At 57.9% G+C, this 11449-nt stretch carries 9 protein-coding genes; 8 read left to right on the plus strand and 1 reads right to left on the minus strand.

Annotated elements, in window-relative coordinates; all coding sequences use genetic code 11:
• Positions 1 to 1044: ammonium transporter (locus tag KGA96_RS29310; RefSeq protein ID WP_223516034.1), on the minus strand; the 1044-nt coding region annotated here is incomplete at its 3' end.
• Between the two features lie 329 nt (positions 1045 to 1373).
• On the opposite strand from KGA96_RS29310, the gene KGA96_RS29315 reads away from it, so the two are divergent.
• From KGA96_RS29315 to KGA96_RS29350, 8 genes are all read left to right on the plus strand, one after another.
• Positions 1374 to 1688 (plus strand): YqjD family protein, encoded by a 315-nt coding sequence (locus KGA96_RS29315; RefSeq protein ID WP_046040614.1) that lies wholly within the window; start codon positions 1374 to 1376, stop codon positions 1686 to 1688.
• 1 nt (position 1689) lies between these two features.
• Positions 1690 to 2079, plus strand: a complete 390-nt coding sequence (locus KGA96_RS29320; RefSeq protein ID WP_046040616.1) for a phage holin family protein — start codon at positions 1690 to 1692, stop codon at positions 2077 to 2079.
• On the plus strand, positions 2076 to 2420 hold the full coding sequence (locus tag KGA96_RS29325; protein ID WP_046040617.1) for a hypothetical protein: 345 nt from the start codon (positions 2076 to 2078) through the stop codon (positions 2418 to 2420). The genes KGA96_RS29320 and KGA96_RS29325 overlap by 4 nt, the downstream gene beginning before the upstream one ends.
• 215 nt (positions 2421 to 2635) lie before the next feature.
• Positions 2636 to 3964: a deoxyguanosinetriphosphate triphosphohydrolase gene (locus tag KGA96_RS29330; protein ID WP_046040619.1), complete on the plus strand. Its 1329-nt coding sequence runs from the start codon at positions 2636 to 2638 to the stop codon at positions 3962 to 3964.
• A gap of 177 nt (positions 3965 to 4141) precedes the next feature.
• The gene (locus tag KGA96_RS29335) at positions 4142 to 4534 is read left to right on the plus strand and encodes a response regulator (protein WP_223516036.1); all 393 of its coding nucleotides are present in this window, start codon (positions 4142 to 4144) and stop codon (positions 4532 to 4534) included.
• A 245-nt stretch (positions 4535 to 4779) separates the two neighbouring features.
• On the plus strand, positions 4780 to 5406 hold the full coding sequence (locus KGA96_RS29340; RefSeq protein WP_223465988.1) for a response regulator transcription factor: 627 nt from the start codon (positions 4780 to 4782) through the stop codon (positions 5404 to 5406).
• An 8-nt stretch (positions 5407 to 5414) separates the two neighbouring features.
• The gene (locus tag KGA96_RS29345; RefSeq protein WP_223516039.1) at positions 5415 to 9056 is read left to right on the plus strand and encodes a transporter substrate-binding domain-containing protein; all 3642 of its coding nucleotides are present in this window, start codon (positions 5415 to 5417) and stop codon (positions 9054 to 9056) included.
• Between the two features lie 49 nt (positions 9057 to 9105).
• Positions 9106 to 11449: hypothetical protein (locus KGA96_RS29350; RefSeq protein ID WP_223516042.1), on the plus strand; the 2344-nt coding region annotated here is incomplete at its 3' end.

An 11449-nucleotide genomic window follows, 5' to 3' on the forward strand; every position in this document is an offset into this window, starting at 1 on the left:
GCAGAAGTCGGCTTTCGAGGTTGCCTCTTGTCTCGTGGGCTCGGAGATGTGTATAAGAGACAGGCCCCACACGCCGCACAAGCCATGCAACGGCCACACACCCAACACATCGTCGATGCGCCATTTGCCTTGGGCCGCGGTAAAGCACCAGACAAACAACGCCCCCGCGACGGCACCGGTGACCAGCGCCCCCACAGGATGCATCAGGTCAGAACCGGCACAGATTGCCACGAGCCCCGCCAACGGGCCGTTATGCAGAAAGCCGGGGTCATTGCGCCCGACAATCAGCGCCGCCACCGTACCGCCCACCAGGGCCATCAACGAGTTCACCGCCACCAGCCCGCTGACACCTTGCAGGGTTTGCGCACTCATGACGTTGAAGCCGAACCAGCCGACAATCAGGATCCACGAGCCCAGTGCCAGAAAAGGGATGCTCGATGGCGCGAACGCGACCAGCCGGCCCTCGCGATACCGGCCATTACGCGGCCCGAGCAACAGCACCGCCGCCAGTGCCAGCCAACCGCCCATGGCATGCACCACCACCGAGCCGGCAAAATCATGGAAACCGGCGCCAAAGCGCTCCAGCAACCAGGCTTGCAAGCCCAGATTGCCGTTCCAGACAATGCCTTCGAAGAATGGATAGATGAACGCGACAATCAACGCGGTTGCACACAGTTGCGGGACAAACCGGGCGCGCTCGGCGATCCCTCCGGAAATGATCGCCGGGATCGCCGCGGCAAAGGTCAGCAGGAAGAAAAACTTCACCAGTCCATAGCCATGGTCGGCATTGAGCACGGCCGCTGGCTGCATGAACGTCACGCCATAGGAAATCCAATAGCCTATAAAGAAGTAGGCCAGTGTCGAAACAGCGAAGTCGCTGAGGATTTTCGACAACGCATTGACCTGGTTTTTCTGTCGCACGGTTCCGACTTCGAGAAAGGCGAAACCGGCGTGCATGGCCAGAACCATGACCGCACCGATCAGAATGAACAGCGTGTTGGAGCTATGGACCAGGGTGTCCACAGCGCTTTGCAGATTTTCCATGGAATGGGCAGACCTTATGGCAGAAAAAAAGCACCAAAGCAGTTCGCGATGGCTGCCCATGCACCAATTTGCAGCTTCCAGGGATCAGCAGACTGATCCCGTTGAACCACTTTGGCGCACGGATGCCGCCCAGGAAAAACGCGCCCCGGACGTTTACGCGAGTTTTTGATTGTTGGTCCTACGGTTTTACTGAAATCATGCCCGGCAATAACGCAATGGTGCGGACCGGCGCACCACGACTCAGCAAAAGTTGTACCAGCCATTTGTACTGAACCTTCGCCGAAGGCTCATACTCGAACGCATCAGAACGCCACTTAAGGAGATCCACCATGGCCCGCACACAGGCAAAGACTGCTCAAGAAATCCTGATGAACGACTTTCAGACACTGGTCAGTGACACCGAACGGTTGCTGGAGCACACCGCGACCCTGGCCGGCGATCAGGCCGACGAGTTGCGCGAGCAGATCCACGACAGTCTCTTGCGTGCCCGTGAAACCCTGAAACTGACCGAAGACTCCCTGCGCGAACACGGCAAGGCTGCTGTCACCGCCACTGAAGACTATGTCCAGGCCAACCCTTGGCAATCCGTCGGGATCGCGGCCGGCGTGGGTTTCCTGATCGGCCTGCTGGCCAGCCGGCGCTGATATGTCGATCGGCGAATCCGGCCCGTCCATGACGGGAACCAGCTCCTCATCGCGGCGCCTGGGTGCTGCCTTCCTTGGGTTGCTGCACAGCCATGTCGAACTGTTCGGCATCGAATTGCAGGAACAAAAAGCCCGCACCGTCAGCCTGTTGCTGTTTGCCGGCCTGGCGCTGGTGTTTGCGTTGCTGCTGCTGGTAGGGCTGTCGACGCTGGTGCTTATCCTGTTCTGGGACACGTATCGCCTGGCCGCCATCATCGGGCTCTGTGTGTTCTACTCCCTCGCCGCCATATTCTGTGGGATGCGCCTGAGAGCAGCGATTTTCGATGAGTCCTCGCCCTTCCACGGCACCCTGGAAGAGTTGGCGAACGATCGGGAGCGCCTGCTGCCATGAGCCTGCCTGAATTGCCACAAAACAGCTCGCGCGCGGAAATGCGCAAGGCCCTGATCCGCCTGCGCATGGAAATGCACCGTCAGGAAATCCGCCACGAATCCGCGCAACTGCTGCAACCCTTGCAACGGGTGCGCGGGATGACGCAAAACCTGCAGGACGGCTTCGGCATCAAGCACGCTCCACTCTGGGGCGTGGCCGCCGTCACCTTGCTGGGTTTTCTGACCGGAAAGGGTGCAAAAAACGGGGGTGGTATCAGCAGCCTGACCCGGCTGATCCGCCTCGGCACCTCACTGGGGCCGCTGATCAAACTGATCATGCAGGGCTCTTCGCGCAAAGACTGATCAGTTTTTTCTGGCTGTATTCTTGCCATATCGACGGGATGTGCCCCTCTATCGAGGGGTGCAATCCTGTGCGCCTACCCGGTCAACAGGCACCCTCCAAAAAAGATCTTACAAGGAGGCCTCGATATCGACGCCGCCAGGTTGTAGTTCCGCTTGCAGGTCATGGCGCGAAACGGGAAGCTAGGCTATCAGTCACCTGACGGAGAGACCCCGCCTTGGATTGGCACACCCTGCTTACCCGCGAACGCCTCGGAAAACCTCTGCACAGCCCTGAAGAACTCGGCCGCAGCCCTTTCCACAAAGACCACGACCGCATCATTTTCTCGGGGGCTTTCCGCCGCCTCGGGCGCAAGACCCAGGTCCATCCGGTGTCCAGCAACGATCACATTCATACGCGCCTGACCCACTCGCTGGAAGTCAGTTGTGTGGGTCGTTCACTGGGTATGCGCGTCGGCGAAACCATCCGCAAGACTCTGCCCGAATGGTGCGAACCCAGCGACCTGGGGATGGTGGTGCAATCGGCCTGCCTGGCACACGACATCGGCAACCCGCCGTTTGGCCATTCCGGTGAAGACGCGATCCGCCATTGGTTCCAGCAAGCCGCCGGCCGTGGCTGGCTGGATGCAATGAGTGAGGCCGAGCGCAATGACTTCCTGAATTTCGAAGGTAATGCCCAAGGCTTTCGGGTACTCACCCAACTGGAGTATCACCAGTTCGACGGCGGCACCCGCCTGACCTATGCGACGCTGGGCACGTACCTGAAGTATCCATGGACGGCCAGGCACGCCGACTCGCTGGGCTACAAGAAACACAAGTTCGGCTGTTATCAAAGCGAGCTACCGCTGCTGGAGCAGATCGCCCATAAACTCGGCCTGCCACAACTGGAGGAGCAACGCTGGGCTCGGCATCCGCTGGTGTACCTGATGGAGGCCGCGGACGACATCTGCTATGCGCTGATCGACCTGGAAGACGGCCTGGAAATGGAGTTGCTGGAATACGCCGAAGTCGAATCCCTGCTGCTGGGGCTGGTGGGCGATGACTTGCCGGAGACCTATCGCCAGCTCGGCCCCGACGATTCGCGCCGACGCAAACTGGCTATCCTGCGCGGTAAAGCCATCGAGCACTTGACCAATGCCGCGGCCCGCGCCTTCGTCGAGCAACAGGATGCGTTGCTGGCCGGTACACTGCCCGGCGATCTGGTGGAACACATGCACGGTCCCGCCAAGCGTTGTGTGCTCAATGCCAAGGACATGGCCCGCAAGAAAATCTTCCAGGACAAGCGCAAGACCCTGCATGAGATCGGCGCCTACACCACGCTGGAAATCCTGCTCAACGCCTTTTGTGGTGCAGCGCTGGAGCAGCACAATGGGCGTACGCCGTCGTTCAAGAGCCGCCGCATCCTTGACCTGCTGGGCAACAATGCACCCGACCCTCACGGCCCGTTGCACACTTCGTTTTTGCGCATGATTGATTTCATCGCAGGCATGACCGACAGCTATGCCAGTGACATGGCTTTGGAAATGACCGGCCGCGCCAGCCACTGAAGTGAATCGGTTGGTCAGCCATTACGGCATTCGTTATGGCTGATCCCCCCTTGAACATCCAACAGCACTCAAGTTTCGTCGAATCGCCCTACAGCACATGGCGAGCAAACTGATCGCTTGCCCGGTACTCTCGCGAAACAATCGCCCTCCCTTCTGTTCGACAGATGAAGTGCACCCATGGCCGAAGACGATCTACGCATCCTCGTGGTGGAAGACCATCCTTTCCAACTAATAGCCACTCAATGCCTGCTGGAAAGTTATGGCTTCACCCGGCTGACGACCACCGACAGCGCCAAAGGCGCTCTGCAGCAACTGCTCGGGGCCGAGCAACCGTTCGACATCCTTTTATGCGATCAATGCCTGCCCGATCTGACGGGACTCGAACTGGTCCGGTTCGCCAGCCAGCGAGGGCTGATCAGGCAAGCGATCATTCTGAGTAGCCTGACGACGTCTGAACTGGATGAGCTTGAAAAAACGGCCACTAAACACGGGCTGCCATTATTGGGTTACTTGATAAAACCACTGAAACAATCTGAATTTATAAACTTGTTGACCTCAGCACCACTATAGAAAAAAACATATAAAAGCTGACAAACACAAAGTGAAAAACCTACAAACAACTTCCTTTTAATGCACATCCACGGGCTGGACTTTTTTCAGCCTTCCTAATAAGAAACCTAGTTAATACGTAGTCCCATTCTTTTTAATCTGTAGGATTTCTCCTATATTGCTGCTACAGCTCGGTCAGTTCATGCGTCCCTTCTAGTATCTGAGCTATGGTGCGCGCTTTATTTGAGCTCGCATGGGACTTGATTATGAACTCCGTTTTTATTGTCGACGATCACCCGGTTATCCGCCTTGCCGTTCGAATGTTACTGGAGCATGAAGGTTACAAAGTCGTCGGCGAAACTGACAATGGGGTCGACGCCATGCAGATGGTTCGCGAATGCATGCCGGACCTGGTCATTCTCGACATCAGCATTCCAAAACTGGATGGCCTGGAAGTGCTGTCCCGATTCAATGCAATGAGCACCCCTCTTAAAACACTTGTACTGACAGCACAATGCCCGACACTTTTCGGTATTCGTTGCATGCAATCGGGTGCATCGGGCTATGTCTGCAAACAAGAGGACATCAGTGAACTGGTCAGCGCCATAAAAGCGGTATTTGCAGGTTACAACTATTTCCCGAGCGAGGCGCTGAACCCCATCCGCGGAGATGAAACACGCTGTATCGAACTGGAACTGTTCAAATCGGTAAATGACCGGGAACTAATGGTCTTGCAACTTTTTGCCCAAGGTCGCACAAACAAGGAAATCGCCAAGGGCATGTTCCTGAGCAACAAGACCGTGAGCACCTACAAAAAGCGCCTCATGCAGAAACTCAAAGCCAAATCCCTGGTTGAACTAATCGAGATGGCAAAACGTAACGCACTCGTGTGAGAACCTGGATGCCCAGCCGTTTGAAGGTCTATCTGATTCAACTGACCGCAGGTCTATGCGTGAGCACCTCGTTGCTCGGGGCACCGGGCAATGAAAACTACACGTTGCTCAGCCGCTCGAAGGTCGGAGCGCTGGAGGTTCGGCTGGATGAATCCCAGCAACAATGGATAACACAAAAAAAACAACTGACGCTCGGTACGTCGGCCCCGGACTATCCCCCATTCGACCTGACCACCAGTGGTCGGGACTATGAAGGGTTTACCGCCGATTACGCCGGTCTCCTGGGGAAAGTAACCGGTCTGCCCGTCACGGTTCGGCGTTTCGATTCCCGAGGGGCCGCGATCGCTGCGCTGGAGAACGGCGAAGTCGATCTGCTTGGCACCGCCAATGGATTCGAAGCTGGCAATGCCGACATTGCACTGTCCATACCCTATGCCGTCGACCAACCCGTATTGGTGACCCGCGAAGGGGAAACCCGATCCCTCACCGATGGCCTGGCCGGATTGCGCCTGAGCATGGTGTATCACTACTTGCCGCTGGCGGAAGTCAAGGCGTTGTACCCGAAGGCGATCATCACGTCCTATCCGTCCTACCAGAATGCTATCAATGCCGTTGCTTTCGATCAGGCGGACGTGTTTCTCGGTGACACCATTTCAACTCACTACATGATCAACAAGGGGTACCTGAACAACATCCGCATGGCCAACTTCGGCAAACATGAAGCCTTTGGTTTCAGCTTCGCCGTCAACCGCAACAACCCCGAGCTGCTTGGCATCATCAACGCGATGATCACTGCCATCCCCTCCAGTGAACGAGAAAACATCGCCAAACGCTGGAGCGCCGGCAGCGACATTCTGCTGACCGATCAAAAGCTGCAACTCACTGACCGGGAAGAGCGCTGGCTGAGCCACCACCCGATTGTGCGAGTTGTCGTCAACGAAGCCTTTGCGCCACTGACCTTTTTCGATAGCAATGGCAATTTTCGTGGGGTCACCGCGGATTTGCTTGAGCTGATCAGGCTGCGTACCGGCTTGCGCTTCGATATCCGGAGCAGTCGAAGCGATGACGAGATGATCAAACAGATCAAGGACAACAAGGTAGATGTGATCGCTGCGTTGCTCCCCAGCGCCCAACGCCAAACCCAGCTGAACTTTACCCGCCCCTTTCTGGAAAATTCCTACGTCCTGCTGACCCGCAAAGCCGCTGACAGCCCGACCAACCTCGCGCAGTTACAGGACAAGCGCCTGGCCATTGCCCGCGGCAATCCACTCATGGATTACCTGCGCGGTGAGTTTCCCAGGATCAAGTTGATCGAAACGCCGGACACCTTCAGCGCCGTAGAATTACTCGCCGAAGGCCAGGCAGAGGGCGCGGTGAACTCATTGGTCATTGCCAATTACTTCATTTCCTCGCGGCTGTTCGAGCACACATTGCAAATCAGCACCACCATCGGTACCGAGCAGGCGGCGTTTTCCCTTGCTACCGCTCTGGGCGCCAAAGAGCTGAACGCCATTCTCGACAAGGCGCTGCTGAGCATCTCGCCGGAAGAGCTGGGCATTATCAACAGTCGCTGGCGCGGCTATTCTGCGTCCTCGCAAAGCACCTGGCGCAACTATCAAAGACTGTTCTACCAAATTGTCATCGGTGCCGGCGTGCTGTTGCTGATTTCCGTTGCGTGGAACGACTACATGCGACGCCAGATCAAGCAGCGCAAGGCCGCCGAGCGTGCGCTGAACGATCAGTTCGAATTCATGCGATCGCTGGTCAATGGCACGCCCCATCCGATCTACGTACGTGACCGCCAGGGGCTGCTGCAAAGTTGCAACGACAGTTACCTGCAAGCGTTCTGCGCCCGGCGTGAAGATGTCATCGGCAAAAGCGTCATGCAGGGATCGATGAGCAATGTGTTTGAAGCCCGAGAGTACCAGGCCGACTACCAACGCGTGGTGGCCGAGGGCAGACCGTTGATCGTCGATCGCGAGCTGCACATTGGTGGCCGGCGGCTGACGATCTATCACTGGATTCTTCCCTATCGGGACTCCAGCGCAAAAGTGCAAGGCATTATCGGTGGCTGGATCGACATCAGCGAGCGGCGGCAACTGCTCGATGATCTGCGCTGCGCGAAAGAACGCGCCGATAACGCCAACCGGGCCAAAAGCACGTTTCTGGCCACGATGAGCCATGAGATCCGCACGCCGATGAATGCAATCATCGGCATGCTTGAACTGACACTCAAGCGTCTTGATCATCAGCACCCGGAGCGTGCGGCCATTGATGTCGCGTACAACTCGGCGAAAGGGTTGCTGGAATTGATCGGCGACATTCTCGACATCGCCAGAATCGAATCAGGACGCTTGAGCCTGAGCCCGGAGCGGGTTGATCCGGGTGAACTTGTGACCTCGGTCGTGCGGATTTTCGAAGGTCTGGCCCGACAGAAGGAACTCGAGCTAGTGCTGGAGTTTTCGTCGGCGAACCCGACTTTCGATGTGTTGCTGGACCCATTGCGCTTCAAACAGGTGTTGTCCAACCTGATCAGCAATGCCATCAAGTTTACCGAGCAAGGCCAGGTCCGGGTCATTGTCGACCTGCACCCGGCAACGCAACCTGAGCGTGTGCATATGCGGGTGCAGGTTCACGACAGTGGTATCGGGATCAGCGAACAGGATCAACAACGCCTGTTCGAACCCTTCGCTCAGGCCGACCACGCCATGCAATCGGCCAGGGGAGGCGCAGGGCTGGGGCTGGTGATCAGCCGCAATCTCTGCGAGATGATGGGCGGTAGCCTGCAATTACGCAGCGAGCCGGGCATCGGCACCCAAGTGGAGGTGTTGTTGCAGCTGGAAACGTTGCCGTTGCAACAGTCAGCCCAAGTGGTCGAAACCCAAATCGTCGTCGCCACAACCCCATTGAATGTTCTGGTAGTCGACGATCACTCGGCCAATCGATTGCTCACTTGCCAGCAACTGGAGTTTCTTGGGCATCGCTTCACTGTCGCGGCCGATGGACAGGAGGGATTGGAGGCATGGAAGGACCAGCCTTTTGATCTGGTGATCGCCGATTGCAACATGCCAGTCATGAGCGGTTATGAGCTGAGCCGTGCCATTCGCCAGCATGAGCGACAACTCCATCGTCCTCCCTGCACCGTTCTCGGCTTTACCGCCAATGCCCAACCGGAAGAAATACAACGCTGCAAACAGGCCGGAATGGACGACTGCCTGTTCAAACCTCTCAGCCTCGGGGCCTTGAGTCAATGGGTGCAAAGCATTGAACCAACCCATGCAACCCCGGCGTTCAGCCTTCACGGGTTGAAACTGCTGACCGGGGGCAACCCGATGTTGAACCGACGATTGCTGAACGAGCTGGTGAACAGCAACCGCCAGGATCTGCCAACGCTGTTGTCGTTATCCAGCTCCGGGGATACCCAGGCGCTGCTGGACATTGCCCACAAAATCAAAGGCGCGGCCCGGATAGTACAAGCCACCCGCCTGATCGACCGTTGCGAGGCACTCGAAGCCGCCTGCCATGAGGATTTCGATCGCGAAGAAGTAGCTGGATGCTGCAAATCCATGGAGCGCGCCATGCTTGAGCTGGAGGACGCGTTGCTACGTCAGATCGAACATTACGACGAAAGCAAAATCCCAGAGCCTTAACTATGCTTGGTCCCTCGGCAGTGTGTTGACCATCATGGAGAAACCCGCAATGCCTGACCCACTGCGCACGGATCCACGAAGATTTCCGCTGCATGTCCATATCAGCGTGATGTTCACCTTTTTGTTGTTGCTGACCGGGGCGGTGCTGGGGCTTTTCAACTACCGGCAAACCACACAGATCATCTTGTCCGGCAGCGAAAAACTCTTCAACCGCATTGAGCAGGATGTCCGGCTGGACCTGCACGCGACCTATGACCCCATTCGTCATCTGTTGAGCCTGCTGGCACTCAATCCGGCGGGCCAGTCCCCTGATCTGGAACAGCGCCTGGCACTGCTCGAACCGTTCAGCCAGTCACTCGAGGACAACCCCAACCTGGCTTCGCTATACCTGGGCTACGACAATGGTGACTTTTTCATGGTCCGCCCGCTGCGCACTCCAGCGGTCAAAGCCCTGGTCAAGGCACCGGACACGGCGGTTTACCAAGTCTGGAGCATCGAGCACGACAGCAGCGGCCAGGCCCACTCCCAGTCGTTGTTTTTCGACCGGAACCTGGCACTTGTCAGCCGTCAGGACAACCTGAACGACACGTACGACCCACGCAATCGCACCTGGTTTACCAGCGCCCACGGAGACAATGACCAGATCACCACCGAACCCTATATCTTCTTTTCCACTCACAACATCGGCACGACGCTGGCGCGACGCAGCGGCGCCAAGGCAATCCTGGCCGCTGACCTGACCCTGGCCGAACTCAGCGCGACCCTGGCCAAGCACGTCGTGACCCCCAATACCGAAATCGTGCTGTTCGATGCCGAAGGCAATGCCATTGCCTACCCCGACAGCCACAGGCTGATCATCGATGATCAGACGTCCCGCCTGATCAAGGCGGCGGACCTGAGCCCCAGCCTGGGTGCGCTGCTCAACAGCCCCCCTCAGGGCAGTCGCCTGAACGCCAGCGGCCGGCAGTGGATCGTGGCCCGCAGCAGCATGCAGGAAGGCGGCCCCCAAGGCCTGCAACTGGCGCTACTGGTACCGGAAGACGAGTTGCTCGTCGACGCGTACCGGATGCGCTGGCAAGGTGCGCTCATTACCCTGGCAACCCTGCTGTTATGCGTACCGCTGGGTTGGCTGACGTCAAGAATCCTGGTCAAACCCTTACGCGCCCTGGTGCAGGAGGCCGATGCGATTCGCAGTTTCGACTTCAATTTTCCACTTTCCCGTCGCTCGCCGGTGCTCGAAGTCGACCAGTTGAGTGTGTCGATGGCTCGGATGAAAGACACCCTGGCGAGTTTCTTCCAGATCACAGACAGCCTCAGTGCCGAAACCCGTTTCGCCCCGCTGCTGGAACGGGTGTTGTTTGAAACCGTGAAAATCGGTCAGGCCCAGGCCGGCCTGATCTACCTGCGCGAAGGTGACGGCGAGCACATGGAACCCCACGGACTGGTCATCAATAACACCGCCGAAAACCTGCAAGCCTTCGACATCCGCGGACACTCGCTCAATAACCCGCAAAGCCCCCCATGGCTGAGCCAGTTGGCCAACGTCGACACTGTCGTCAGCAACCTGGGTTTCGAGCAGGCGGGTGATCTGCAGAAAATCCTGCTCGCGCTGGAAAGTCCCCGGGTCCATCTGATCGGGATCCGCCTGCACAATCGCCACAACGAAACCGTAGGTCTGCAGGTGTTGCTGTTGGCCGACAGTGGCGAGCAGAGTGATCTGGACAAACTGCGGCCGGACCGCATCGCGTTTCTCCAGGCGGTGTCCGGCGCGGCCGCCGTATGTATCGAAAGCCAGCGCCTGCAAGCCCGGCAAAAACAGCTGCTGGACGCCTTCATTCAACTGCTGGCCGGAGCCATCGACGCCAAAAGCCCCTACACCGGCGGCCATTGCCAGCGCGTGCCGGAACTGACCCTGATGCTTGCCCAGGCGGCGGCAAACAGCCAGGAGCCCGCCTTCAGCGCCTATCAGCCGACCGAAGATGAATGGGAGGCACTGCACATCGCCGCCTGGCTGCACGATTGCGGCAAGATCACCACCCCGGAATACGTCGTCGACAAAGCCACGAAACTGGAAACCCTGACCGATCGCATCCATGAAATCCGTACCCGTTTCGAGGTACTCAAGCGCGATGCCTGGATCAGCTACTGGCAGGCCATTGCCCTGGGCGGTGACGAACAAGCGCTGGCAGAATTACGCAATGCCAGCCTGGCCGGACTGGATAATGATTTCGCCTTCGTGGCCCGTTGCAATCTCGGTGGCGAAACCATGGCCGACGCTGATCTGCAACGCCTGCGCAGTCTGGCTGAACGCACTTGGACCCGGACCCTGGATGACCGGCTGGGCGTGTCCTGGGAAGAAAACCGGCGTCAGGCCCGAACGCCCGCCCCCACCC

Source organism: Pseudomonas sp. GL-R-26, assembly GCF_019947365.1.
In the GTDB taxonomy this organism is placed as follows: Bacteria; Pseudomonadota; Gammaproteobacteria; order Pseudomonadales; family Pseudomonadaceae; genus Aquipseudomonas.